The 25,651-nt window shown below is 68.5% G+C and carries 25 protein-coding genes; 6 read left to right on the top strand and 19 right to left on the bottom strand.

Going from position 1 to position 25,651, the window contains the following annotated elements; translation table 11 throughout:
• Nucleotides 1–29 precede the first annotated feature (29 nt).
• Nucleotides 30–635: a TetR/AcrR family transcriptional regulator gene (locus tag BLW75_RS26765; RefSeq protein WP_034314638.1), complete on the top strand. Its 606-nt coding sequence runs from the start codon at nt 30–32 to the stop codon at nt 633–635.
• Here the strand turns inward: BLW75_RS26765 and BLW75_RS26760 are convergent.
• Nucleotides 571–1,530 (bottom strand): LysR family transcriptional regulator, encoded by a 960-nt coding sequence (locus BLW75_RS26760; protein WP_034314636.1) that lies wholly within the window; start codon nt 1,528–1,530, stop codon nt 571–573. The two genes, BLW75_RS26765 and BLW75_RS26760, sit on opposite strands and share 65 nt — an antisense overlap.
• An 87-nt stretch (nt 1,531–1,617) precedes the next feature.
• Between BLW75_RS26760 and BLW75_RS26755 the strand changes: the two genes are divergently transcribed.
• Nucleotides 1,618–2,541 (top strand): EamA family transporter, encoded by a 924-nt coding sequence (locus tag BLW75_RS26755; protein WP_034314633.1) that lies wholly within the window; start codon nt 1,618–1,620, stop codon nt 2,539–2,541.
• Here the strand turns inward: BLW75_RS26755 and erm are convergent.
• Both erm and BLW75_RS26745 read right to left on the bottom strand, forming a co-directional pair.
• The gene (erm, locus tag BLW75_RS26750) at nt 2,444–3,178 is read right to left on the bottom strand and encodes a 23S ribosomal RNA methyltransferase Erm (protein ID WP_034314630.1); all 735 of its coding nucleotides are present in this window, start codon (nt 3,176–3,178) and stop codon (nt 2,444–2,446) included. The genes BLW75_RS26755 and erm overlap by 98 nt on opposite strands.
• Before the next feature lie 183 nt (nt 3,179–3,361).
• On the bottom strand, nt 3,362–4,060 hold the full coding sequence (locus BLW75_RS26745; protein WP_034314628.1) for an SDR family oxidoreductase: 699 nt from the start codon (nt 4,058–4,060) through the stop codon (nt 3,362–3,364).
• A gap of 88 nt (nt 4,061–4,148) precedes the next feature.
• Between BLW75_RS26745 and BLW75_RS26740 the strand changes: the two genes are divergently transcribed.
• On the top strand, nt 4,149–4,712 hold the full coding sequence (locus BLW75_RS26740) for a CGNR zinc finger domain-containing protein (RefSeq protein WP_034314625.1): 564 nt from the start codon (nt 4,149–4,151) through the stop codon (nt 4,710–4,712).
• On the opposite strand, the gene BLW75_RS26735 is transcribed toward BLW75_RS26740, so the two are convergent.
• From BLW75_RS26735 to BLW75_RS26680, 12 genes are all read right to left on the bottom strand, one after another.
• Nucleotides 4,705–5,346 (bottom strand): SDR family oxidoreductase, encoded by a 642-nt coding sequence (locus tag BLW75_RS26735; RefSeq protein WP_034314623.1) that lies wholly within the window; start codon nt 5,344–5,346, stop codon nt 4,705–4,707. The two genes, BLW75_RS26740 and BLW75_RS26735, sit on opposite strands and share 8 nt — an antisense overlap.
• Nucleotides 5,347–5,666: 320 nt before the next feature.
• On the bottom strand, nt 5,667–6,779 hold the full coding sequence (locus BLW75_RS26730) for an ABC transporter ATP-binding protein (protein ID WP_034314620.1): 1,113 nt from the start codon (nt 6,777–6,779) through the stop codon (nt 5,667–5,669).
• On the bottom strand, nt 6,776–7,771 hold the full coding sequence (locus BLW75_RS26725) for an ABC transporter ATP-binding protein (protein WP_034314618.1): 996 nt from the start codon (nt 7,769–7,771) through the stop codon (nt 6,776–6,778). The genes BLW75_RS26730 and BLW75_RS26725 overlap by 4 nt, the downstream gene beginning before the upstream one ends.
• Before the next feature lie 6 nt (nt 7,772–7,777).
• On the bottom strand, nt 7,778–8,713 hold the full coding sequence (locus BLW75_RS26720) for an ABC transporter permease (RefSeq protein ID WP_034314615.1): 936 nt from the start codon (nt 8,711–8,713) through the stop codon (nt 7,778–7,780).
• Nucleotides 8,710–9,711, bottom strand: a complete 1,002-nt coding sequence (locus tag BLW75_RS26715; RefSeq protein WP_034314613.1) for an ABC transporter permease — start codon at nt 9,709–9,711, stop codon at nt 8,710–8,712. The genes BLW75_RS26720 and BLW75_RS26715 overlap by 4 nt, the downstream gene beginning before the upstream one ends.
• A gap of 86 nt (nt 9,712–9,797) precedes the next feature.
• The gene (locus BLW75_RS26710; RefSeq protein ID WP_449500954.1) at nt 9,798–11,471 is read right to left on the bottom strand and encodes an ABC transporter substrate-binding protein; all 1,674 of its coding nucleotides are present in this window, start codon (nt 11,469–11,471) and stop codon (nt 9,798–9,800) included.
• A 326-nt stretch (nt 11,472–11,797) separates the two neighbouring features.
• Nucleotides 11,798–12,358, bottom strand: coding sequence for a uridine kinase family protein (locus BLW75_RS26705; RefSeq protein ID WP_091598372.1), 561 nt, complete (start codon nt 12,356–12,358; stop codon nt 11,798–11,800).
• Nucleotides 12,355–12,792 (bottom strand): DUF2304 domain-containing protein, encoded by a 438-nt coding sequence (locus tag BLW75_RS26700; protein WP_034314607.1) that lies wholly within the window; start codon nt 12,790–12,792, stop codon nt 12,355–12,357. The genes BLW75_RS26705 and BLW75_RS26700 overlap by 4 nt, the downstream gene beginning before the upstream one ends.
• A 10-nt stretch (nt 12,793–12,802) precedes the next feature.
• Nucleotides 12,803–13,504 carry a glycosyltransferase family 2 protein gene (locus BLW75_RS26695; protein ID WP_091599952.1) on the bottom strand — a complete coding sequence of 234 codons (702 nt, stop codon included), beginning with the start codon at nt 13,502–13,504 and terminating at the stop codon, nt 12,803–12,805.
• A gap of 59 nt (nt 13,505–13,563) precedes the next feature.
• The gene (locus BLW75_RS26690) at nt 13,564–15,531 is read right to left on the bottom strand and encodes a DUF6541 family protein (RefSeq protein ID WP_034314602.1); all 1,968 of its coding nucleotides are present in this window, start codon (nt 15,529–15,531) and stop codon (nt 13,564–13,566) included.
• Between the two features lie 80 nt (nt 15,532–15,611).
• Nucleotides 15,612–16,916 carry a lipopolysaccharide biosynthesis protein gene (locus BLW75_RS26685; RefSeq protein ID WP_034314599.1) on the bottom strand — a complete coding sequence of 435 codons (1,305 nt, stop codon included), beginning with the start codon at nt 16,914–16,916 and terminating at the stop codon, nt 15,612–15,614.
• Entirely contained in the window at nt 16,913–17,932 is a 1,020-nt protein-coding gene (locus tag BLW75_RS26680; RefSeq protein WP_034314823.1) for a glycosyltransferase family 2 protein, read from the bottom strand. Before BLW75_RS26680 ends, BLW75_RS26685 begins: the two co-directional genes overlap by 4 nt.
• 86 nt (nt 17,933–18,018) lie before the next feature.
• On the opposite strand from BLW75_RS26680, the gene BLW75_RS26675 reads away from it, so the two are divergent.
• The gene (locus BLW75_RS26675; RefSeq protein WP_034314598.1) at nt 18,019–19,116 is read left to right on the top strand and encodes a UDP-N-acetylglucosamine 2-epimerase; all 1,098 of its coding nucleotides are present in this window, start codon (nt 18,019–18,021) and stop codon (nt 19,114–19,116) included.
• A gap of 45 nt (nt 19,117–19,161) precedes the next feature.
• On the opposite strand, the gene BLW75_RS26670 is transcribed toward BLW75_RS26675, so the two are convergent.
• The 4 genes from BLW75_RS26670 to BLW75_RS26650 form a co-directional block, all read right to left on the bottom strand.
• Nucleotides 19,162–21,120, bottom strand: coding sequence for a DUF6541 family protein (locus BLW75_RS26670; RefSeq protein ID WP_143055358.1), 1,959 nt, complete (start codon nt 21,118–21,120; stop codon nt 19,162–19,164).
• Between the two features lie 640 nt (nt 21,121–21,760).
• Nucleotides 21,761–22,357 (bottom strand): SMI1/KNR4 family protein, encoded by a 597-nt coding sequence (locus BLW75_RS26660; RefSeq protein WP_034314595.1) that lies wholly within the window; start codon nt 22,355–22,357, stop codon nt 21,761–21,763.
• Between the two features lie 189 nt (nt 22,358–22,546).
• Nucleotides 22,547–23,143, bottom strand: a complete 597-nt coding sequence (gene recR / locus BLW75_RS26655; protein ID WP_005166260.1) for a recombination mediator RecR — start codon at nt 23,141–23,143, stop codon at nt 22,547–22,549.
• A gap of 1 nt (nt 23,144) precedes the next feature.
• Nucleotides 23,145–23,501 carry a YbaB/EbfC family nucleoid-associated protein gene (locus tag BLW75_RS26650; protein ID WP_007035126.1) on the bottom strand — a complete coding sequence of 119 codons (357 nt, stop codon included), beginning with the start codon at nt 23,499–23,501 and terminating at the stop codon, nt 23,145–23,147.
• A gap of 68 nt (nt 23,502–23,569) precedes the next feature.
• Between BLW75_RS26650 and BLW75_RS26645 the strand changes: the two genes are divergently transcribed.
• Nucleotides 23,570–24,427 carry an N-acetylmuramoyl-L-alanine amidase gene (locus BLW75_RS26645; protein WP_395766732.1) on the top strand — a complete coding sequence of 286 codons (858 nt, stop codon included), beginning with the start codon at nt 23,570–23,572 and terminating at the stop codon, nt 24,425–24,427.
• Nucleotides 24,428–24,656: 229 nt separating this feature from the next.
• On the top strand, nt 24,657–25,637 hold the full coding sequence (locus BLW75_RS26640) for an ArsR/SmtB family transcription factor (protein ID WP_034314586.1): 981 nt from the start codon (nt 24,657–24,659) through the stop codon (nt 25,635–25,637).
• The last annotated feature ends 14 nt before the right edge of the window (nt 25,638–25,651 follow it).

Genomic DNA, 25,651 nt, shown 5'->3' with positions numbered 1-25,651 from the left:
ACAGTAAAGCCGACTGTACTATTCGGTACATGAGCGGTCAACCGGCGAAGACCCCGCAGGGGCGGATGACGAGGGACGCGATCGTCGACGCGGCGGCGGAACTGATGTACGTCAACGGCGTCGCCGGGACGAGCGTCGACAAGGTGCTCGCGGCGAGCGGCGCCGGGAAATCGCAGATGTACCACTACTTCAAGAACAAGGATCAGCTCGTCGAGGCGGTCATCGCCCGCTTCCTCGAAAACATCCTCGGCAACCAGCCGACCATCTTCGAGCTGCACGACTGGGCCGATTTCGACCAGTGGGCGAGCGAGATCCTGGCCATCCAGACCACGCCCAAGGGACCGATCGCCTGCCCGCTGGGCAACCTCACCGGCGAACTCGGCGACGACCCGAAGATGGCGCCGCTGCTGGACAAGGCTTACCGCGAATGGGAGTCACATCTCCAGCGTGGGCTGGAATCGTTGCGGGAACAGGGAAAACTCGCCGCGGACGCCGACCCGGCCAGGCTCGCGCAGGCCGCGATGAGCTGCGTCCAAGGCGGTCTGCTGATGGCCCACCTGCGCCATGACGTCACGCCGATCGCCGACGCGCTCCAGATCGCGTTGGACCACCTGAAGAGTCACGCTCGCCCGTGAGCACCGCGACCTCGTCGGCGAGCGCGTCGAGCACCTTCGCCACCGCCGGCCGGGAAGACGCCCCGAGCCGGTAGACCGCCTCGACGTGCCGCGCCGCCTTGATCCCGGCGAGCGGGCGGCAGACGAGGCCACTGCCGCGCCGAGTGTCCATTGTGTACCGAGGCAGCAGCGCGATCCCGTGCCCGGCGGCGACGAGCCGTTCGGTGATGCGGAAGTCGTTGATCCGCTGGACGACCTGCGGGCGCACGCCGGTGCGGATGATCAGCGACTGGAGGATGTCGTCCACCGGGAACCCCGCGTTGACGCTGATCCAGCGTTCGTCGGCAAGTTCGGCCAGCTCGATGCGGCGCCGCTTCGCGAGCCGGTGCCCGGCGGGGAGCGCGACGTCCAGCGGTTCACGCAGCAGATGCCGCGTCTCCAGCCGGTCCGAGCCGAGCGACGGCGCGTGCTCGTCCCGGTGCGCCACCACGATGTCGTAATCCGCGACGAGCCCGGGAACCTCCGGCGGGGTCATGTCGACGTCGCGCACGATGACGTCCAGCCCGTCGAACTCCGCCGTCCGGTGCAGCAGCCCGGGCAGCAGCATCAGCCCGGCCGACTGGAAGATCGCCACCCGCACCCTGCCGCGCGGGGCGCTGCGATAAGTGTCCAATTCGGACTCCGCGCGGTCGAGGGCGGCGAGCACGTCGTCCGCGCGGGCGACCAGCGCGCGGCCGGCGTCGGTCAGCCGCAGGCCCCGGCCGGCGGGTTCCGTCAGCGCGAGACCGACGTCACTCTGCAAGGCGCGCAGCTGCTGGGAAACCGCGGACGGCGTGCAGTGCAACGCCTTCGCGGCCGCCGTCACGCTGCCGCGATCGGCGAATTCCCGCAGGGTCCGCAACCGGCCGATGTCCATACCGCCAGCATATGTGAAGCTGAACTGAACGATCGCTGCAAATATTCTCGCTGGTCCTAAAGGGTCGTTCCCCGTAAGAGTGAAGACATGCCCGCCCGCGATCGCCTGCTCGCCCTGCTCGTCGCCGTCCTCTGGGGTTGCAACTTCCTCGCCATCCACGCCACCCTCGGCCAGTTCCCGCCCGTCTTCGCCGGCGGGCTGCGCTTCGCGGTCATCGCCATCCCGACGATCCTGTTCGTGCCGTGGCCGAAGGTGAAGATCCGCCACCTGCTCGGCTACGGGCTGGGCTTCGGCACCGGGCAATTCGTGTTCCTCTTCATCGCGATGGACACCGGCATGCCGACCGGGCTCGCGTCGCTGGTACTGCAGGCGTCGGCCCCGTTCACCGTCCTGCTCGGCGCCGTCTTCCTGCGCGAACGCGTGTCCGGGCGGCAGCTCACCGGCATCCTGCTCGCCGTCGCCGGGATGGCGACGATCGCCTGGCAGCAGGCCGGGAACGCCGCCCTGCTGCCGGTGATCCTGACCCTGCTCGGCGCCTTGAGCTGGGCGTTCGGCAACCTGAGCACCCGGCAGGCGGCACCGGACAACCCGCTGAACTTCGTCCTCTGGATGTCGGTGGTGCCGCCGCTGCCGATGTTCGCGCTGTCGCTGGTCCTGGAGGGCCCCGCCGAGATCGGGCACTCGCTGAGCACGCTCGGCACCACCACGGGCCTGATCGGCCTCGGCGGCCTGGCCTACGTGGTGCTCTTCGGCACGATCGCCGGCTCCGGGATCTGGACGTCGCTGATGCGCCGCAACCCGGCGGGCGTGGTCGCGCCGTTCTCACTGCTGGTGCCGGTGGTCGGACTGTCGATGGCGTTCCTGGTCCTCGACGAACGCCCTTCACTGGTGGAGATCCTCGCCGCGGCCGTGGTCATCGGCGGCGTCCTGTTCGGTTCGACGAAACGCCGCGTGCGCGAGCCGGACTTCCTCGCCGAAGCCGAAACGCCTCAGCCCACTGGTGTGCGGTAAGGCGTTTGGGCACGATTTCCTTGCCGGGACAGGTGAAGACCCGCCGCACGAAATCCTGGTACCGCACACGATCCGCGGCTTCGACGAGCGGACGCTCGCGGCGGGTCATGGTGAGCAGACCGCCGTCGACGCCGGGCCTCGGGCGGAACGCGGTGGCGGGCACCCGGCCCGCCAGCCGGAAGTCGAACCACGGCCACCACTGCGCGGTCATCATGGTCGCGCCGCCGACTCCGGCCCGGCGGCGCGCCACCTCCCACTGCATGAGGAGGACGGCGTCCGTCCAGCCGGGAGCGGCGAGGACGTGGCGCAGTGTCGCGGTGGTGAGATGGAACGGCAGATTGCCGACCAGTACGTGTGGCGTCCGCGGCAGGGGGAACCGCAGGTAGTCCGCGGTGACGATCTCCGTGGACGGCCGGACGCGGCCCGCCAGCCGGGCGGCGCGACGGTCGTCGATCTCGATGCCGGTCAGTGGCCTGCCGAGCCGTTCCAGCGGCAAGGTCAGCGCGCCGTCGCCCGTGCCGAATTCGATGATCGGCCCGTCCGTGCCGTCGACGAGCTGCACGACGGTTTCGATGGTGTTCCGGTCGATGAGGAAGTTCTGGCCGAGTTCGTGACGGCCAGGACGCTGTGTGCGCAAGGGATCTCCGCGGCTTCGAGGTGAGCCGGGCAGCACGAGGCAGGCCCGGCGATGGCTCGCTCGGGCGGCGGTTCCTTGCTGGACGCTGGGGATCCGCCGCTAGGCGCGGCGGGTCCTGGTGAACGCGGAAGCACACATGGCGGCGAACCTACCTCGGGCGCGAAGCCGCACGCCAATCGTTTTCTAGGCGCCGATTCGGCTCGTGCCGAGGTGCTCGACCGGGCCGGACAGCGCGGCCTTGACGTGCCGGGTGAGGTCGTCGGTGAGCACCTCGGTCTCGCCCTTCTCCAGCCCGTCGACGACCTGGCGGGCGACGTCGCGTGGGTCGTTCTTGGGGATGTCGAGCCCCTGGGTCATGTCGGTGTCGGTGTAGGCGAGGTGGACGCCGACGACGTGGGTGCCCTGCTCGGCGAACTCGATGCGGAGCGAATTGGTGAGCGACCAGAACGCGGCCTTCGACGCGCCATAGGAACCCGAACCCGCCGCCCACGACAGGATCGAGTGCACGTTGACCAGCGCTCCGCCGTCCTTGAGCCGCGGCGCAAACGCTTGCGCGATGCGCAGTGCGCCGAAGACGTTCGTTTCGAAGACCGGGCGGTGCGCGTCGACGTCTTCGGTGAGCAGCGAACCGAGGCCGAGGACCCCGGCGTTGTTGAAGACGATCGTGGCGTCGCCCGCCTTCTCCGCCAGTGCGCGGACGGATTCCGGATCGGTGACGTCGAGCGGGAGCGCGACGATCCGCGGGTCGGTCTCCGCACGCGGCGACCTGGCGGTCGCGTAGACCTTGGCGGCGCCGCGGTCGAGCAGTTCGGTGACGAACGCCTTGCCGAGTCCCCGCTGCCCGCCGGTGACCAGGACGACGGCGCCTTCGATGGAGGTCATGACTGTGCTCCCTTGACAGAAGTGTTCGACTTTTACCTCTGTCGTCAGCATGGCGACGCGACCCGACAGAGTCAAGTACGCTTGACCTATGTCATGGACCGCGACGGACCGATACCGGTTACGCACCGCCCCCTCGGGGCTGGCGCTCGTTCAGGACTTCCTCAACACGAAGGCGATCAAGACGTACGGCCTCGACCTGCTGAGCGACGCCGACCTGACGCGCCCTTGGGCCGCCGAGGCGCTGGCGGAATGGTCGCGCGCCCGGGACGCGGAGGTACCCGAGATCACGCTGGGGCCAGGCGACCTTCGCGCGCTTCGCGACCTGCGAGAGTCGTTCGTTTCGCTCGTGAACGGCGAGGAGGCGGACTTCGGCAAGCCGGTCAAGGCGGATCTGACGCTGCGGGACGGTGTCGTCCGGCTGTTTCCGTCCGGCACCGGACGGCAGTGGCTCGCGTCGGCCCTGTGGACGGAAACGCTGCTCGCGCAGCAGGCCGGGATCTGGCCGCGGCTGAAACTGTGCCGTCTCGACGGCTGCCGTTCGGCGTTCTACGACGTCTCCCGCAACAACAGCGGCGTCTGGCACGACGTGCGCACCTGCGGGAACGTCGCGAACCTGCGTGCGGCGCGGGAGCGCAAGAAAGCGCTCAGCTGAACGAAGCCAGCGCCGTGGGGATCGGGATCTCGCCGCCGATGACGTCGAAACCCTGGTTCTCGACGAGCGGCTCCTCCAACGTGGCGACCAGGACGGCGGCGACGTCCGCGCGGGAGACGCGGCCCGGTTCGAGATGGCCGGCGATCTTGACGTGACCGGTGGGCTGGTCGTCGGTGAGCGTGCCGGGCCGGACGATCGTCCAGTTCAGGCTGGAGCGCCGCAGGACGCTGTCGGAGATCTGCTTCGCCATCAGGATCGACCTCACCAGGCGATCGCCTTGGTCCGGCGAATCCGCGAACTGCGCGGAAAGCTGCACGAACCGCGAGACACCCGCCTTCTCGGCGGCGCGGATCGCGGTGATCACGCCGTCGCGGTCGACGAGGTCGACCGAGGCCTGATCGGGATCGGGCGCGCCGATCGCGTTGATCACCACTTCGGAACCGGCGAGAGCCTCGACGAGGTCTTCCGCGTCGGCGGTGACGTCCGCGACGACGGTTTCGGCGCCGAGGCCGGCGACCTCCTCCGCGCGGCGGCGGCTGCGCAGCCCCGCCCGCACCTGATGACCACGCCCCCGCAGAAACCGGACCACGTGGATCCCCGTCCGCCCCGACGCTCCCAGCACTGTGACCCGCATGACACCGAGTCTGCCCGATCACGCCCTTCCGCGCCGGTCAAGCACCTGCCGCATTGAGTCCACCAAATGCGGCCAGACATGGTGCCTCGCCCATGCCTTCAGTCCTCTGGATGCGGGCTGGGTTGAAGGCTTCGTCGCCGGGGCGGGTGTTGCGAAAGCCACTTTCGCAACGTTGAAGGTTGCGAAAGTGGCTTTCGCAACACGGCCAAGCACGCCGACCGCACGCAATCAGTCATCTAAATGCGGCCGAGTATGTGAAGGCCCCCTTCACTGCGTCTAGCGCAATGAAGGGGGCCTTCACGTACTTCACCGAGCTGGGGCTAGAGGATCTCGACCGCCGAGCCGATGTCCGGCAGGTCGCCCTCATCGGGGTTCAGGTCCCGGACCAGTTCCGCCTCGACCTCGTGCGGTTTGATCCGCCCGTCGCGGATGTCCTCCGCGTAGTGGCAGGCGACCCGGTGCCCGGCGCCGATCTCCCGCAGCTGCGGACGGTCGGTGTCGCACAGGCTCTGCTGCTTCCACGGGCATCGCGTGTGGAACCGGCAGCCGGACGGCGGCCGCGCCGGCGAGGGCAGGTCACCCGCGAGCAGGATCTGCTCCCGGTTGTCCTCCACCTCGGGGTCCGGCACGGGGATCGCCGAGAGCAGCGCCCGCGTGTACGGGTGCAGCGGGTTCTCGTACAGCGTGTCGGCGTCGGCCTCTTCGACCAGCGAGCCGAGGTACATCACGCCGATCCGGTCGGAGATGTGCCGCACCACCGCGAGGTCGTGCGCGATCACCAGGTACGTGAGCCCGAGCTTCTCCTGCAGATCCTCCAGGAGGTTGACCACCTGCGCCTGCACCGAGACGTCCAGCGCGGACACCGGTTCATCGGCGACGATCAGGTCCGGCTCCACCGCGAGCGCCCGCGCGATGCCGATGCGCTGACGCTGGCCGCCCGAGAACTCGTGCGGATACTTCCGCAGCGAGGACTCCGGAAGACCGACGGCGGCGAGGAGTTCGCGCAGCCGCTTGGCCGTCGCCTCCTTGTCCTTGGCGAGACCGTGCGCCTTCATTCCTTCGGTCAGAATGGATTCCACCGACTGCCGAGGGTCCAAAGAGGACATCGGGTCCTGGAAGACCATCTGCATCCGGCGGCGGGCCTTGCGCAGGTCCTCGCCCTTGAGGCCCGCGACGTCGGTGCCGTCGAAGACGACGTTGCCGTTCGTCAGTTCGGTCAGCCGGAGGATCGCCCTGCCCAAAGTGGACTTCCCGCAGCCGGATTCCCCGACCAGACCGTAGGTTTCGCCCTTGCGGATGGCGAGATCGACGCCGTCCACGGCGTACACGTATCCGACCGTCCGGTCGACCACGATGCCGCGTTTGATCGGGAAGTGCACCTTGAGGTCGTTGACCTCGAGCAGCACTTCCTGCTCCGGTACCGCGTGCGTCATCGGGCCCCTCCTCGTGCGGCCACGGCCGGGATCACCGGGTTGTGGCAGCGCAGCAGTCCACCGCGGTCGGGGGTCAGCTGCGGTGAAACCTCCCGGCACACGCCGAGAGCGTTCGGGCAGCGGGGCGCGAAGGCGCAGCCGCCGTCCCACGGGATGTTGTCGGAGACGGATCCCTTGATGGGGATCAGTTTCTCGCCGCGGCCCGCGTCAAGCCGCGGGATCGAGGCGAGCAGGCCGTGCGTGTACGGATGCCGCGGCTCGGCGAACAGCGAGTGCCGCTCCGCCCGCTCGACGATCTTGCCGCCGTAGAGCACGTTGACCTCGTCGCAGAGACCGGCGACGACACCGAGGTCGTGCGTGATCATGATCAGCGCGGTCCCGGTGTCCTGCACCAGTTCCCGCAGCAGGGCGAGGATCTGCGCCTGGATCGTCACGTCGAGCGCGGTGGTCGGCTCGTCGGCGATGAGCAGCCGCGGACGGCACGCCAGCGCGATCGCGATCAGCGCGCGCTGCCGCATTCCGCCGGAAAGCTGGTGCGGGTACTCGGAAAGCCGCCGTGCCGGGTCGGGAATGCCGACCTTGTCCAGCAGTTCCGCCGCCTCCACCGACGCCACCTTGCGCGACATCCCGCGGTGCCGCTCCAGCACCTCGGTGATCTGCAGCCCGATCGGGATGACCGGGTTCAGCGAGGACAGCGGATCCTGGAACACCATGCCGAGGTCACGGCCGCGGCGGTCCCGCATTTCCTTGTCCGACAGGCTGAGCAGATCCGTGCCTTCGAACGACACCGAACCGCTGACGTGGTTGCCGCGTTTCGCGAGCAGCCGCATGATCGCCAGCGAGGTCACGGACTTGCCGCAACCGGACTCACCGACGAGACCGACCGTCTGGCCGGGTTCGACGTCGAAACTGACCTCGTCCACCGCGGTGAACGGCTTCTCGCCGCGCCGGGAGAAAACGACCTTGAGGTCGCGTACTTCAAGGAGAGCCATGAAAGATCACCGCCTGTTCTTCGGATCGAGGGCTTCCCGCAGGGACTCGCCGAGCAGCGTGAACCCGAGCGCGACGATGATGATCGCGATCGCCGGGTAGTACGCCAGCTCGGGGCGGATGTCGAGGAACTGCCGAGCACTGCGGCTCAGCATGATGCCCCATTCCGCCCGGTTCGGGTCCGGGTCGCCGAGACCGAGGAACGACAGCGCCGCCGCCTCGAGGATCGCGGTCGCCAGGGTCAGCGTGGCCTGCACGATGACCGGGCCGAGCGAGTTGGGCAGCATGTGCCGCAACACGATCGCCCCGCGTTTGACGCCGAGCGACGTCGCCGCGAGCACGTGGTCGCTGTTTCTCTGCGCGAGCATCGAACCGCGCAGCAACCGCGCGAAGATCGGCACGCTGACCATCGACACCGCGACGATCACCGTCCACTGGCTCGGCTTCTGGAACAGCGCGGCGACCGAGATCGCCAGCAGCAACGACGGCACGGACAGCATGACGTCGACGAGCCGCATCAGCACGGTGTCGACCCAGCCGCCGAAGGCACCGGCGAGGCCACCGATGATCATGCCGACCACGACGCCGATGATCGTCGCGAGCACGCCGACCAGCAGCGTGTTCTGCGCGCCGACCAGCAGCCGCGAAAGGTAGTCGCGGCCGAAGTCGTCGACACCGAGCGGGAATCCGGGCTGAGCACCCGGGATGATGCCCTGGCCGAGGATGACCTGGCTCTGCAGATACCGCTCGTAGGGATCCTTCGGCGCCAGGAGCGGCGCGAAGATCGCCACCAGCAGGAACAGGCCGGTGATCACGGCGCCGGTGATGGCCACCGGGCTCCGCATCATCCGGCGCAGCGCCTCGCCACCGAGGCTGTGCCCCTTCGCCGACGAAGCCGCGAGCTTGTCGATCGGCTCCTTCTTCTTGTTCAGCAAGGTGTTCATCGGACACGCACCCTCGGGTCGATGAGCCCGTACGAGACGTCGACCAGCATGTTCACCAGCACGTAGACCAGCGCGCCGAACAGCAGCAGCGCCTGCAGACGTGGGTAGTCACGCCGCTCGATGCCTTCGGCGAGCAGGAAGCCGAGGCCGCGGAAGTTGAACACCCGCTCGGTCAGCACGGCGCCACCGAGGAGCGCACCGGTCTGGAGACCGATGACGGTGACCACCGGCAGCAGACCGTTGCGGAGCACGTGACGGCGCCGGACGATCGGCTGGGTCAGGCCCTTCGAGTTGGCCGTGCGGATGAAGTCCTCGTTCAGCACGTCCAGCACCGAAGCCCGGGTGATCCGGACGATGACCGCGAGCGGGATCGTGGCCAGCGCGAACGCCGGGAGGATCAGGTGGGTGATCGCGTCCCAGGCGGCGTCCCATTCCTGGGTGATGATGCCGTCGAGGACCGCGAACCCGGTGACGGTGGTGGCGTCGAGACCCGCCATCTGACGGCCCTGCGAGGGAAGTCCCAGCGGGGCGGCCAGCAGGTCCTGCATCATGTAGCCGAGGAAGAACACCGGCACCGCGACGCCGACCAGGCTGAGCACGATGATGACGTTGTCGACGGCCCCGCCGCGGAAGCGGGCGGACAGATAGCCGAACGGGATGCCGAGGCCCACCGCGATGAGCATCGCGCAGAAGCCGAGCTCGATCGTGGCGGGAAGGAAGTTCCCGATCTCCGACATGACCGGCTGGGCGGAGACCAGCGAGTTGCCGAAGTCGCCGGTGATCGCCCGGCCGAGGAATTTGAAGTACTGGACGAAAATCGGATCGTCGAGGCCGAGAAGCTTGTTCAGGTCGGCGATCTTCTCCGGGGTCGCCTTGTCACCCAGGAGGGCGCCGGCGGGGCCACCGGGCAGGGACCGGAGCCAGGCGAAGATCAAAATGGACAGGATCAAGAGCGTCGGTATCGCTTGTAGCAGCCGACGCACGAGAAAACGGAGCACGTGCGTTCCTTTGTTGCCAGCCCGGGAATGGGCCACAGGGGGCGGGCGCGGTAGCGCCCACCCCCTGGTGGCTCAGTGGTGGTGGATCAGTTGACCGTGACGGTGTAGAAGCGCTCGTCGGTCAGCGGGCTGGCCACCAGGCCCTTCACCTTCGGGCCGACGACGATCGCCGGGGGGCCGTAGGAGATCGGGATGGCGGGCAGGTATTCCATGATCTTCTGGTTCACTTCCTGGTACGCCTTGGTGTGCGCCTCACCGGCGGGCGCGGCGTCCGCGGCCGAGATGGCCGAGAACAGGTTCGGCTCGCTGAAGCCGAACTCCGGCTTCTCGCGGCCGAAGAAGGTACCGACGAAGTTACCGGCGTCGTTGTAGTCACCGGTCCAGCCGAGCAGGTGCACGTCGTGCTTGCCCGCCTTCTGGACGTCGTCCTTGTAGCCACCGTTCCACGGCTTGGCGATCGGCTCGACCTTGATGCCCATGGCCTTCATGTCCTCGGACAGCGAGGTGAAGATGTCGGCCGGGTTCGGCATGTACGGCCGGGTGACCTCGGTCGGGTAGTAGAACTTCAGCGTCATGCCCTCGGCGCCGGCTTCCTTCAGCAGGTCTTTCGCCTTCTGAAGGTTGTAGTCGTACTTGGTGACGTTCTCGTTGTAGCCGTCGATCGCCTTCGGCACGAACTGCGTCGCGGTCTCGGCGCCCTCGGGGAGCTTCGACTTCACGAACTGCTCACGGTTGAGACCGTAGGCCAGCGCCTGGCGGACCTTGGGGTCCTTCAGCTTCGGGTTGTTCTTCTGGTTGATGCCCAGGTACAGGATGTTGAACGACGGGCGGATGAGCACCTGCTCGCCGTCGTTGCGCAGCAGGCCGTAGTCCGCGGGCGACGGGTAGTCGTAGCCCTGGATGTCGCCGGCCTTGAGCGCCTGCTTGCGGGCGTTCTCGTCCGGGATGACCTTGAAGACCAGCTTGTCGAGCTTGGCCGTCTGGGTCGGCGAGTCGGTGGCCTTGACCAGCGTGATCTCACCCTTGGCCTGGTCCCAGCTCTCGAACTTGAACGGGCCGGTGCCGGTCGGGTGCTTCAGCGCGTACTCCGGGTAGGAGAACGAGTCACCGCTCTGGGTGACGGCGTCGGCGTTGTACTTCTTCAGCGCGTCCGGGCTCTGGATCGAGAACGACGGCAGCGTGAAGGCCGCGGGGAAGGCGCCCTTGGCCTTGTTCAGGTTCAGGACGGCGGTGGACTCGTCCTTGGCCTGGCAGTCCTTGAAGACCGGGTCGCCGGAAGCGTCGCCCTCGTTCTTTGCGAAGCCCTCGAAGACGTCGCCGTAGTAGATCATCTGGCTCTGGGCGGCGGCGCCCTTCATGTTGAACATGCGGTTGAAGTTGAAGCAGACCGCTTCCGCGTTGAACGCGGTGCCGTCGTGGAACTTGACACCCTTCTTCAGGGTGAACGTCCAGGTCTTGCCTTCGTTGCTGCCTTCCCACTTCTCCGCCAGACCAGGCTCGAGGTCCGCGGTCCCCGGCTTGTTCATGATCAGCGTGTCCATCATCTGGCGGATGATGCGGAAGGTCTCACCGTCGTCGTTGAAGAGCGGGTCGAACGTCTTCGGGTTACCGGCGGCCCCGAAGACCATGGTGCCTCCCGAGCCACCCCCTGCGCCTTCTTCACGCTTCGATTCGGCACAGGCGGAAATGGAGACCGCGAGTGCGCCGGCAAGCCCGATCAGGGCCACACGGCGTGCTCGGGTCACCCGCAGTTGCTGCATCTGGCACCCCTTGAGGAGATTTTCGGTGTTTAGGCACCGTCCGGTCGGTCGGAAAGTCGAGCTCCACGGACGATCGGTGTGCCCGCCGACACTAGCGGGAACTCAGCCCGCACTTAAGCACGCGAGGTTACGATCGCGCTACACGACGGCCAATACGACCGCAAAGTGTCCGCAATTCCGGACGGAGTGTAATCAATTCCCGACCACTAACGCGCAGAGTGCCGGGTCACTGACTCAAATGGGTGTCCACCACTACAACCAATGGGGCACTGACAAAACAGGACATTCGCGGGTATCGGGTCGCGTCTCGTGAGTGGTACGGACGGTTAGAACCGTCCGTACCACTCACGAGAGGTGACCACTCGATCTGCCGCGGCCCGGGTTCCGTCGACGGTGAACCACCCTCGTTCGAACAACTGCCAGCGCCGCAGTTCCGCACGGGAGTCCTCGCCGTCTCGCTCGACACCGCGGTCCAAGCGTTCGGCCTCGCTCCCGCCGTCCAGCCAGGTCAGCAGGGACAACGAAGGCCTCATCCGCGCGCGGCCGCTGGAGACGCCTTCCAGCACCAGCACCCCGGGGACCGGGATCTCGACCTCTTCACCCGGCAGTGGGACACCACTGGCCCAGTCCACCCGCCGGTATCGGCCGGGCCTGCCCGCGCGCAGCGGTTCCAGGACTCCGGTTTCCAGCCGCGGCCACCACGAAACGGGTTCGTCCCAGGTGGCGAACTCGTCGGTGCTCACCAGCGCCACGCGGACGCCGCGACCGGCCAGTTCGGCCACGATCTTCCCGGCCAGCGTGGACTTCCCGGAGCCGGACGGGCCGTCGACGGCCAGCACGCGGACGGCGCCCAGCCTCGGCGGAGCCGCGAGAAGAGCGTCGATCAGCGTGCGCGTGCGGGGCTCACTTCGGGGAGTCCGTTGACGTTGTCGGGAGCCGCGGTCTTGGCTTCGAGTGCCGCGACGCGTTCTTCCAGCTCACGCTGGGCGTCGGCGAGTTCGCAGCGGAGCAGCGCGATCTCCTCGACGGAGGTCCGGACCTCTTCTTCGAGGTGCCCGACCTCGGTCGACAGATGCAGCGCGACCAAGGCCAGCACCACACCGGCCATCAGGAACACGAAGTTCGACGGCGTCTGCATGCCGGTGACGTCGGCGAGGAAGTCGGCGGCCTGCGGAACGAGCGCGAGCACCACCACGCCGACGGCGAGGAAGAGCCAGACGCCCGCGTACTTCTCGCGCAGCTTCCGCCGCCGCATCATCTCGAGGACGACGAACAGCACCAAACAGGCGATGACGATACTGAGAATGCGCCAGCCAGCCATGAAAGCTCCTTTACGCCGAATCCGACGAGTCGACAGCCGGTCGACGGCGCATGAGCGCCAGCAGCAGAGCGAGCCCGGCCCGACCGAGATAAACGGCCGATTTCACCGGCGAATGGCTCGGCGTGCCACCCGCCCGCTCCCGCATGATCACGGGGATTTCCTTGATCTTCAGTTCGGCGCGGATCGCCATCACCAGCGATTCGACCGTGTCCCCGAGGTACTCGGCGGGGTAATACGCGGCGAACAACCTGATCGCGCGGGGGCCCATCGCCTTGAAGCCGGAGGTGACGTCGGTGAGCCGTGTCTTGCCGAGCCTCGAAAACACCAGGGACAGCGCGACCATCGCGTATTTCCGCGGGCCGCTCGCCTTGTAGGAGCCCTTGCCCGCGAACCGCGACCCGATCACGATGTCCGCGTCGTTCAGCCCGTCCAGCAAAGCCGCGACCTCGTCGGGGTCGTGCTGGCCGTCCGCGTCCACCTGGACCACGACGTCGTAACCGCGGGCGGCGGCGTACCGGAAACCGGTGCGCATCGCCCCGCCGACGCCGAGGTTGACCGACAGGCGCGCGACCTCGGCACCCGCGGCGCGGGCGAGTTTGGCCGTACTGTCGACGGAACCGTCGTCGACCACCAGCACGTCCATCCCCGGCAATGACTTCTTGACCTGGGAAATGACCGAGCTGACACTGGCCTCCTCATTGAGAGCAGGCATCACGATGAGTACGCGACGGGTGGTCACGGACGTACTGGACACTGGATCACTCTATCCTCTTACTGGCCGTGAGCGGTGTCGGCCCCGGTATTCGCGCCGGAATCGACCACACCTTGCTGACCTTCGATTTCGTAGATCGACGCGTCCGCGTTACGGAAGACACGCTTGAAACCCGGAGTAGTTTCGATGCGCTCGAAACCGACCGGGGTCTGCAGTTTGGGGGAAACCTTGCCCTTGCCGACGAGCACGTACCGAACCTTCAGATCGGTGAGTGTCTGCCGGACACGTGGCTGTTTGTCGATGTCGTTCAAGAACACGCTCAGGTAGCCGGCCTTCGTGGAGAACGCGGCCCCGTAGTTGGACCATTCGACCGGCTGGACCCCGGTGAGGGCGTAGAGCCACACCGATCCGTCGATCTTGTTGTTCATGACGCGCTCGCCGGGCACGGTGTGCGCGGCGAGCCAGTTGTAGGCCTCCACCTCGCCCTTGCTGACCGAGGGACCGTCGCCGTAGTGCATCGCCACGCGGGCGGAGTTGCGGCCGATGTACCCGCCCCTGCTCAGCACGCTCACCACCAGCCCGATCAGGATCGCACCGATGACGGTCAGCATGACCGGGTTGAGGCCCGGCTTCCGCTGCCCGATCTTCTCGGCGGCCTTGACGGCCACAGCGTGCACGAACACCCCGAACCCGACGGCCCCCGCCAGCGGGACGAGCGCGCCGAGCCGCCAGTGGTCGTTGTAGAACGGCCCGGTCAGCGTGTGGATCAGCGGGGTTTCGAGCGAAACGGTCGCGGCGAACAGGCCGCCGAGCACGACGTAAGCCCCCACCAGCCACACCATCTGGCGCCGGCGGGCGAGCAGGATCACCCCGATGATCGCCGGGACACCGATCCACCACTGGGGGAACGCGGCCATCGGCGAGAACGTGATGGTCTGCCCGACGGCACCGGACACGGTGGTCTCCGACGCCCAGGAGGCGGCGGTCACCCCGCTCGCGTTGTACAGCGCCGGCAGCACCGTCGGCAGGCCGAACGCGGCCGCGAGCACGATCGTCGCCACCAGCGAGGACGCGCTGCGGCGCCAGTCGATCGCCTCGAAACGGAACAGCACCGCCAGGAGGATCAGGACGAAGTAGACCAGGATGACGAAGATCAGGCTGGTGTGCAGCCCGGCCAGCCCGGCGACGCCGATACCGATCGCGACCGGCCCGGCGATCCCTTTCGGTTTGATCAGCAGACGGGTCAAGGCGAGCATCGCGGGCACGAGCGCCACGCCGGCGACGTACGGCCACAGCGGACCGCGCCACAGCGAGTCGTACGGGAAGGCGGTGAACCAGGTGGACACGGCCGCCGCGGCGGCGGTCGCGAGGACCGGCAACCCCCACGCGCGGCACATCGCCGCGACACCGAACGGCAAGGTCAGCACCACCATGAGCGCCGCCAGGTTCAGCGTCGGCATGATCGTCAGGCCGCTCTTGCCGAAGACCAGCGCGAGCAGTGCGTGATAGGTGTCCGGATAGAAGTAGTCGGTCTGGTTCGGCAGGTTCGCGATGGTGCCGACGGTCGAGGGCCGGGCGTCGCCGTGCTCGGCGATCCAGCGCACCAGGTTGGCGTGGAACGGCGCGTCCCAGTCCTGCTGGATGTTGTTCAGGCTCCGGTTGCCGCGCAGGAACGTCACCGCGCCGACAACGAGACCGGCCAGCACCCCGCCGCCGATGAGCAACTGGTCGCGGACAGAGCGCGCGGGCCGCTCGTCCTCTTCCCAGTCGGGATGGCGCCGCCGGGTGTACCTGGCCGCGGCGTAAGCCAGCCCGAAGCCGACGGCGGACACCACCAGCGTCCAGAGCGCCACGTTCAGCATGGTCCAGCGGATACCGAGGGTGCCGAGCACCGGGACACCGATCGCGACGACGCCGAAGGTGAGCAGCGGCGCGGCACCCGCGAGTGTCCAGCCTCGAAGCCGGATCGCGGCGCCGAACAGCAGGCCCGGCAGCCAGAACGCGAGCATAACGAGGAGCACGTTCATCGAATTCGCTGTCCCAATCTCACCGGCGCCCGGCACCGTCCTGTCCGATTCGGCCTGGTGGGTCGCACCTTACTGGGCCGCTATGAAGACGTTTCAGCGGCGCCCGAGGTTGTCCCCGGGGCATTGCGGAGCACGAACGCGACCACGACCGCGAGACCGAGCGTCGGCGCCACGGCCAGCGCGACGACCGCGCGGAACACGGTGTCACCGGGCAGGAACAGCAGGAACAGGGAAGCCGTTCCGGTGACCACGGTCCAGGTGATCAGCACGAGACGCGCCTGCGTCCTCGCCACGAGCACGGCCGTGAGCAGCTGCATCGGCACCAGCACCACCGAAGACCAGACCAGCCCCGCGACCGACCAGCCGTCGACGTCGTACCCGGGGCCGCTGACGAACCGCACCGCCCACGGACCGAGCCACAACCCGACCAGGGCGCCGAGCGCGGCGAGCGCCAACGAGGCCACGACGCCGAGGGCGAGCACTCGTTGCAGGCGGTTCCGGCCCTCGTCGGTGGTCGACAGCCGGACGACGAACGGCACGACCAGCGACTGCACCGGTCCGATCAGGGTCAGCGGCAACCGGGCGATGACCAGCGCGGCGAACAGGGCGCCGACCCTGGCGCCGTCGTCACCGGGGGCCAGCAGACCGACCAGCGCGGGGTAGCCGGTGATGACCGCGGACGTCAGCGCGGCGCCGACCAGCAGCATGCCCATCCGGCGGGAGGTGACGCCCCAGCCGTCGCCCTCCGCGTGCGGGTCGATCAGACGGCGGGCCGGGCGGGCGAACAGCAGCCAGGCGAACGAGCCGGCGGCGACCGCGATGGCCAGCGAGACGACGTTGTAGGCGACGGCCACGAACAGCACGCCGAGGACGAGCGCCCGTACCGCCGGTTCGGCGATCACCAGGAGGGAGAAGGGCTTGACCTTGTGCTGTCCGATCAGGAGCCCGCGGGTGCCGAACTGAAAGGCGAAGGCGACACCGCCGGCCAGCACGATCAGCCCCAGCGTCCAGTCCCCGCGGAACAACCGGTCGTTGATCGGCGGGATCAGCAGGGCCAGTGAGAAGACCGCGGCGACGACCGCGCCGACGGCGACCGCGCGCAGCGCGGGGCGGCCTGCCCTGCCCCCGTCGAGTGCCGCGACCGCCGACTGGCGGGACAGCTCCTGTTCCAGCGGCGAAAGGGTGCTGCCGAGGCCCATCAGCAGGCCCCAGAAGGTGACGAAGACCGCGTATTCCTGCGGGGGCAGCAGGCGCTGGCAGGCGACGGTCAGGACGTAGCCGAGACCGATCGAGACGAGCAGCGAGCCGCCGAGACTGCCCGCCGTCGTGCGGCCGCTCCGCGCTCCGGCCTTCGCGCCCGCTTCCTCCACGCCCGCGGAACTCATCGGCGCCGGAGCCTGGCCCGGACGGCCATGGCCAGACCGCGCAGGACACCGGCACCGAAACCCCCGGCGAACACCGGCAGCAGCTTGCTGACCGCCTTGGCCTCCGGGCCGGTCGCGCCGCACTTCTTCACGACTTCACCCGCCGCGACGGCGCCGAGCACTCCGGCGGCCAACGTCGTCTTCGGCTTCTTCGCCGCGAAGGCGAGACCGGCCACTCCGACGGCCAGCGCGCCGAACAGGGCGTTGCGGGCCGGGCCGGGCGAGCCGATGTAGGAGTCCACATAGGTGGTGCCGCGGAAGTAGGCCTGCTGGGCGAACTTCTTGAACGAGTCGCGTCCGTTGTAGACCGCGTTGAATTCGGGAGCCAGCCAGATCCGCTCACGTTCGGCGATCCAGCGCAGCATGCGGGTGTCGTCACTCGCGAAGCGAATGTCGTCGAAGAGGGAGACGAATGCGGTGATCGAACCTTCGAGAAGTTCACGCCGCGCGCAGAAGAATGTCGTCCCCTTGGGATAGACATCGAATTCCTCGATGCCATAGGACGTCAACCGCGGATTCGCGAAATACGCGCGCCAAGGGACCTTCACGAGCCCCGCCATGAAACCGGCGTACGGATTGTTCTCGGAGGCGACGTCGATGTGGCCGTTCCACACCGCGCGCTCGGGGTGGCCCGAGAGCTGTTCGCGCAGGAAGGTGAGACTGCCCAAGCCGACGATGACGCGGCTGTCGAGCAGCGCGATCCACTCGCCGGACGACTTCGCGATACCCGCGCTGCGTGCCTCGAAACGGCCCGAATTGACCTGGCTGAGCACGGTGATGCCGTGCCGTTCGCGCAGCTCTTCGAGCTTCACAGGCGTGGCGTCGGTGCTGCCGTCGTCCACGACGACGACCTCGATCGGCCAGCTCGCCGCCTCGGCCGAGGCGAGCAACGCGCCGACACTGCGTTCGATCCAGTCCTGTTCGTTGTAGACAGGGATCACGACACTGAGCGAGGGGACGAGCGGATTCGCACTCACGGTGCCGAGGCTACCCGGCAGCTCCGGCGGCGGGTCGGTCAGTATCCTTGGGCCCACCGCACCCGACTCGAGAATGGGCACTCACGGTGATTTCCTTCATCCTCGGCACCACCGCGGAACTGATCAAGATCGCGCCCGTCTACCACGGAATCGTCGAGCGCGGTATGCGGCCGAAGATCTGGTTCACCGCGCAGCACGTCGACGAGGTGGCCGACGTGGTGGCCGACCTGAACCTCCCGGAACCCGATCTCTGGATGGTGCCGCGGGACAAGGCCCACAATCTCGAGTCGCCCGCGCAGGTGCCGGGATGGGCCGCCCAGGTGCTGCGCACCGCGTGGAGCCGCCGGGAAGAACTGCGTGCCGAGCTGACCGCGGACGGCCGTCCGCCGCTGGTCCTCGTGCACGGCGACACGTTCACCACGCCCTACGGCGCGCTGATCGGGAAGCGGATCCTCAAGTCGCGGGTCGGGCACATCGAGGCGGGCGCGCGGTCGGGCAGCATCCTGTCGCCGCTGCCCGAGGAGCTGAACCGCAAGATCGCGGCGAAGGTCGTCGACATCCACTTCGCCCCGACGTCGCGCGAGGTGAACAACCTGCGGAACACCCGCGGCGTCGTGATCGACACCGAGGCGAACACCGCGATCGACTCGATGCGCCTCGCCATCGGCCAGCCGCTGGTGGTCGAGGACCTGCCGGAGAAGTTCGGCCTCGCCACCCTGCACCGTTTCGAGCTGCTGTCCCGGCCGGACAAGTACCGCGAGGTGCTCGAGATCCTGCGTGAGGAAAGCCGCAAGATGCCGGTGCTGTACATGGCGGGCGCGCCGGAGCGGGAGAAGCTGCGCGCCCTCAAGCTGGAGCATCTGTTCGACGACCGCTTCATCATCCGGCCGAAGTTGCGGTACCTGAAGTTCCTGCCGCTGGTCGCGCGCGCCGAGTACGTCGTGACCGACTCCGGCGGCCTGCAGGAGGAATGCGGCTACCTCGGCCTTCCGTGCGCGGTGCACCGCAACCGCACCGAGCGGCATGTCGGCATCGGCGCCAACATCGAGCTCACCGAGATGAGCGGCGACAAGCTGCGCAACTTCCTCGCCACCTACACCTCGCGGCGCGGCGACAACTGGATGGACAAGTACCACCCGTCCGAGATCGTCGTGAACACGCTGGCTCAGCTCGGCTACTGCTGAGCCCTCCGGCCACGCGCTCCAGGCGCGTGGCCGGTTCCGCCCGCCTCAGCCGGCCGGCGCGTCGCAGGCCGTGATCCGGTACAGCTTGAACGTGCCGCCCTGGTCGATCTGGCGGAAGCCCTCGCCGGTCGGGTAGGTCAGCCCGTCCCACAGGTTCCCCCGCGGGATGTCGTTGGTCAGCAGGTAGCGGACGTTGAGCCTGCCGGCGATTTCGCAGACCCGCGGATCGGTCGCCGCCTTGCTGAGATTGCGGGCGAGGTAGATCTGGTCCGCGGTGAGCCTGCCGATGTTGAGCTGCGGGAACAGCACCTGGCGACCGCTCAGCGCCATCACCACGGGGCTGCCGTTGTACGGCATCTGGGCCACGATCGTGCCGGGTTCGGTCCGCTCGCCGATCCGCTCGAACAGCGCGTGTTCCTCCTGGCTGACGAGCGGATCGACCTTGGGATACGCGCTCAGCACCCGGTTGCGGTGATCGAGGAGATTCAGTCCGCCGGTCGCCACCAGCGCCAGGACGACGACCACGGGGAGCGCGGCGGCGGAGGCCCGCGCGGCCATGACCCGACGGTGCTCCAGGAAGCTCGCCGACGAAAGCCACGACCGGACCGCGGCCACCACCGCGATGGTCCCGATCACCGCGAGCGGGACCCCGGTGATCGGGATCATCGCCGCGAGCCGGTGGGAGTCGGTGTACCAGAATCCGGTGAACACCCGGCGTCCCGCGCCCGGCACCCCCGCGGCCAGCACGTAGAGGCCGACCGAGATGGCGTGCGAGGCCACCAGCCACCGCCGGAACCGCTGCCGGAAGCACGAGACCGCACCGATGATCACGAGCACGGCCAGCACCCAGCCCGCGCCGCGGCCGTTCGTGGCCCCGGTCAGTGCCTCCCCCAGCGCGTGCGAAGGTGACTCGAACGGCGGCGATTCCGCGTTCATGGTGCCCGCGAACAGCCCGGATTCGACGACCACCAGCCAGTAGGCCGGAGCGGCCAGCACGATCGGAGCCGCCATCAGGGCGGCGGTACCACGACGACCGGCCCGATACCGCCGGATCGACGCCCTGGCGAAACCGACGAACACCACCGGCACCGCGACCGCCGCCAGGCTGATCACCGCGTTCGGGTGGGCGATCGTCACCGCCACGCCGAACATCGGTACGAGCAGCCACGCCCGGCCGCGGCCGATGGCGTCCTCCGTGGCGAGCTTCGCCACGGACAGGAGGGCGGCCAGCGCGGCGGGCACGAGGGAAAGGCCCAGCAGGTTGGGCCAGAGGATCCCCCAGCCGAGCATTTCCCACGGGAACGCGCCGAAGGCGATGCTCATCAGGCCGGCGAGCCCCAGCGCCGTCCGCGACGGCCCGGCGAGCTGCCGCATCAGCAGGACACAGCCCAGCGGCCAGATGACCAGCGCGATCGAGATCGACAGGATGTTCGCGGCCGCCGGCACCGATCCGCCGGTGATCATGACGAACAGCGAAGCCAGGTCGTGCCAGGCGGCCGGGTAGAACCCGTGTGCCCGGCCCGGCACGCCGAGGGTGTCGATCATGAGCGTGGACGCGTCACCGGTGTTGAGGATGTTCGCGATCGCGTTGTAGTGGAAGGCGGAGTCCTCGGTTTGGATCAGCTCTTCGGGGCCGCGGATCGACAGGCGCACGGTGAGCGCGCCCAGGAGGGCGGCTCCGGCGAGGCCGAGAACCGAAGCGCCGACGACCGGCCAGCCGTCGCCCGCCGCCGGCCGCGGCAGCCGCTTGCGGAGCGGGATGACCACGCAGGCGATCACCACCGTCAACCCGGCGAAGACGCCGAGTACCGGCAACGGAGACCAGGCTATGCCGAGTTTCGACGCGGCCATCGCCGTCAGCACGACCACGGCCACCACGACGACCGGCGCGAGTGCGACGGCCGTCAGCCGGCGCAGGCCGAGCAGGTACGTGATCGGCAGACCTGGCAGTACCAACAGCGACGCGCACAGCAACACGGCAGGTATCGCGGCAAGCCAATCCATGGCGGAATTCCTCGCTTATCGGCCCTGACGCACGCATCCGGATACACGGCGAACCTTCGCCGTCCGATCGGCAGGCCGACGCAGATTTTTCCACACGGCGGCGGGCACGGGTTTACCGGGATCTTGCCTTTCACGCAGCGTGGCGACCCGTGCCCTCCGCGAACACCACTAGCACTTGCCGAAGTCGCCCGGCGGGACCCAGCGCGTACCCGGCCAGAAGATCCAGCCCTGAGGCCGGTATTGCTTACCCATCACGTTGTCCCAGCTGGTGGGGCCGCCCCTGGGCCGACATCAACACCACGATCGCCCGACGCAACCGCACCGGGTCCTTCGCGGTCCGCCCGATCCGGGCCGACTTCCGGCCCTCCTCCATCGACAACGACCGGACGAACACCTCCGGACGACGACCCACAACCACCTCCCGCTCGACTTGGGAGGACCAGCCTGGACCGTCAGCCCACCAGACCGATTACCGGGTCAACGTTCCGAGATGCAGCCCTAGCTGGGTCTTTCAGCTCAGGCTGAGGCGCGGTGACGGAGGTTTCTGTGAGGGCTTCCCATCCCGCAGAGCCCCACCGTGGGGCGGACCCGGTCGGCGCGGTGCTCATGGCTCATCCGTGCCGAGCTGTGCGTGGTCCCCCTACCCTTCCCGGTTCGACCAGGACAGGAAATCCGACCAGAATGCTGCTGTGGCGGCAACGACGTGCCGCTCCTCGTCGGCTCTGCCCTGCGGGCCGCCGAACTCCTGGTGCACGTAGTCGATGAGGTCGTACCCGTAGGGGATGATGTCGGCGCCGCGGATCGACAACACCGGGTGAGCGAATGTCGCCTGGCCCGCGGGCAGGTAGCGATGGGAGTAGACCGGAACCAGCTGCGGCACTGACGCCAAGTGCGCCCTCGCGCCGGCTACGGCGTCGGTCTGCCGGGCAGGGCGCGTGCCCCAGCTCGGATGCCAGAAGTCCGCCTCCGCCACCGCGAATATCACGTCCTCGACCGGTCTGTCGAGCCAGGAACGAAGCTGTGCGGCGTTGCCGTGGCGCCAGTCGGGCCATGCCCCTCCCGTGGGCAGCCCCACCGCGAGAAAAGCGCGGTGGTCGTCGGCGAACGCGAACCCGAACCGCGCTTCGATACCGGTCAACTCCTGCTCCGTCAACCCTGGGCGGATCTCGGCGCGTCCGAGCCGGGCCAGCAGGCGTGCGGCCTTGGCGCCGAGACTCACCCCGAACGGATTGATCATTTGTGCAGGTTACAGCCCCATGGCGGGCAATCAGGGCCCAAGAGCTGCGAGTTCGTCGACGCGCAGAAGATGTACGACGCGCATCGGAGCGATCGTCAGCACCGCACTCGCCCCGCCCGACATGGGAGGACCAACCTGGACCGTCAGTAAACCGAGCCGATTACCGGGTCAACGTTCCGAGATGCGGCACTAGAGAGCCCGCCGGCCCGAGAGTGCCCGGCCCAGCGTCAGTTCGTCCGCGAACTCCAGGTCACCGCCCATCGGCAGACCGGACGCCAGCCGCGTCACGGTCAGGCCTGGGAAGTCGCGAAGCATCCGCACGAGGTACGTCGCGGTGGCCTCGCCTTCGGTGTTCGGGTCGGTCGCGATGATGATCTCGCTGATCTCCGCGCCACCGATCCGGGCGAGCAGCTCCCGCATGCGCAGCTGCTCGGGCCCGATGCCGGACAACGGGTCCAGCGCGCCGCCGAGCACGTGGTAGCGGCCCTTGAACTCGCGCGTCCGCTCGACGGCGAGCACGTCCTTCGGTTCCTCGACCACGCAGATGACCGTGAGGTCGCGGCGGGTGTCGCGGCAGATCCGGCAGGTCTCCTGCTCCGAGACATTGCCGCAGACCTCGCAGAACTGCACGCCTTCCTTGACCTTGCCGAGCACTTCCTGCAGGCGCGCGATATCCGCGGGATCGGCGGCCAGCAGGTGGAAGGCGATCCGCTGCGCGCTCTTGGGACCGACGCCGGGCAGCCGCCCGAGCTCGTCGATCAGATCCTGGACGACACCCTCGTACAAGCTAGCCGCCGAGCCCGGGGAAGCCGCCGAGGTCCGGCATCCCGCCGCCGAGGCCGCCGGCGAGCGGGCCGAGCTTCTGCTCGGTCAGCTTCTGCGCGTTGGCCGAAGCGTCCCGCACGGCCGCGACGACCAGGTCGGACAGGGTCTCGACGTCGTCGGGGTCGACCACCTTGGGGTCGATGGACAGCGACTTGAGCTGGCTGTCGCCGGACACGGTCGCGGTGACCAGGCCGCCGCCGGAAGTGCCGGTCACCTCCGTGTTGGCCAGCTCTTCCTGGGCCTCGACCAGCTTCTGCTGCATCTGCTGAGCCTGTTGCATGATCTGCGACAGGTCGAAGCCGCCACCGGGTTGCACCATGATCCGATCGGTCCTCTCCTGGAAAATCCCGTGCCGCCTACCAGCCTAGCCGTCACGCGTGTGGCACCGTGGGCGCCGTGCGACGACGGCTGGGCCTTGTGGTGGCGATCGGATTGACGCTGTTCACGGCGTGCGGGGTGGACACCCCCGCGTCATCGCCGTCGAGTCCGGCTCCGCCCGGCACCACGACGGTCCTCACCACCCTTCCACAGCCGAGTTCCACGACGAGCACACCGTCTTCGAGCGCGCCGCCACCGAGCACGCGGCAGCCGAAAACGGGCAAGGTCGTCGTGCTCGATCCCGGTCACAACGGCGGGAACTCCGGCAAGCCCGGCGAGATCACCAGGCAGGTCCCGGCGGGGCGTGGCAAGACGAAACCGTGCAACACCACCGGGACCTCGACGAATTCCGGCTACCCCGAGCACGCGTTCACCTGGGATGTCTCGCAGCGGATCTCGCAGGCGTTGGCGGCCAAGGGAATCCGCGTCGTCCTCACCCGGCAGAGCGACACCGGGGTCGGGCCCTGCGTCGACGAGCGCGCCGCGATCGGGAACGACGCGCAGGCGGACGCGGTCGTGTCGATCCACGCGGACGGCTCGAATTCCGCCGGGGCGCACGGTTTCCACGTCGCCTACTCGGCCCCGCCGCTGAACGCCCAGCAGGGCGAGCCCTCGATGAAACTCGCGACGGCGTTGCGGGACGGTCTCCGCGCGGGAGGTTTCCCGACGTCGACGTACCTCGGATCGAACGGGCTCGCCCCGCGCGCCGACCTCGGCGGGCTCAACCTCTCGACGCGGCCCGCCGCGCTCGTCGAGTGCGGGAACATGCGCAACGCCGCCGAAGCCGCGGCGATGGCGAGCGAAGAAGGGCGTCAGCAGTACGCGGCCGTCATCGCGAAGGCCATCGAGGACTACCTGGCCGGTTAGGGCTTGAGCAGCGCCGGGCTGCCGGAGTTCCACGGTGCCCGGGGCGGACGGCCGCGCGACCGGCTCCGTCGCGATCCTCCCCACGACGTCTCACGCGCCGATGTCTCCGCAGGTCGGCGCCCGGTTTCCGTCCCACCCTCCCCAAGTGGGCCGCAGGGCTTGTCCCGGCACACCCGGAGCGTTTGAGTTACCGGCGGAGAAGCAAATGCCGTCTTGAGGGGGACGAGGCATGACTCTGCGCATGATCTTCGATCGCCGGGACCTCCAGGGGATCCGGATAGCCGAAGCACCCGACCCGCTGTGGGAGCTGGTCCTCGGTTCGCATCAGCTGAGAGAGGACCGCCCGTCGGCCTGGCGGCAGCAGGTCCGGCTGAACCTGCGCCGGCACGAAGGAGCGGCACGAGCGCTGAAGACGCTGTTCACGCTGGTTCCGCCGAAGGGGAACTTTCCCGACTTCCTGACCCCGCCCACCTCGGTGGGTTCCTTCGAAAGCGGGCTGGAGGCGGTGGCGTGCACATCTCGCGGGCGGCTGCGCGCCGACCTCCGGACCGTGTTCACCGGCGCCGTGCCGCCCTGGGTGAAACGGCTCGCCGACGGCGATCGCGAGGAGGTCAGCGGCCTCGTCGGCGCCCTGCGGGACGCGTATGGCCTGGTGATCGAGCCGTTCTGGCACGGCATGCGCGAGACCGTCGCCGCCGATCGGGTGCGCCGGGTCCACACGCTGGCAGCCGAAGGGGCGGGCGCGATGATGCGCGGCATCCCCGGCGTCCGCGGCTGGGACGGCGAGGTGCTGGAGATCGCGTATCCCCGGGAACGGACCGTCCATCTCGACGGCCGGGGGCTGACCTTGATCCCGAGCCGGTTCTGCGCGAACACGCCGGTCACGTTCATCGATCCGGCGCTGCCGCCGGTGCTGCTCTACCCGGCCAGGGTGACCGGCCCCCGGCAGGCGGACGTGTCCCCCGAACTGGTGGCACTTCTCGGCCGGACCCGCGCCGAAAGCCTCGGCGCGCTGCGTGTCCCGCGCACGACCAGCAAGCTGGCCGCCTGCCTCGGCACCTCGATCGGCACGGCCAGCAAACAGGCCGCCGTACTGCGCGAGGCCGGGCTCGTCACCAGTGCCCGGCAGGGCAGCGCCATCCTGCACCACCTCACCCGGCTCGGCACGGCACTGCTCACCAGGGAACTCCATGAAGGGACCGCTCCCTGAAGCCGGCACTCGCG

Source organism: Amycolatopsis lurida, assembly GCF_900105055.1.
Taxonomy (GTDB): Bacteria; Actinomycetota; Actinomycetes; order Mycobacteriales; family Pseudonocardiaceae; genus Amycolatopsis; species Amycolatopsis lurida.
This window is presented reverse-complemented; position numbering and strand designations above follow the sequence as displayed.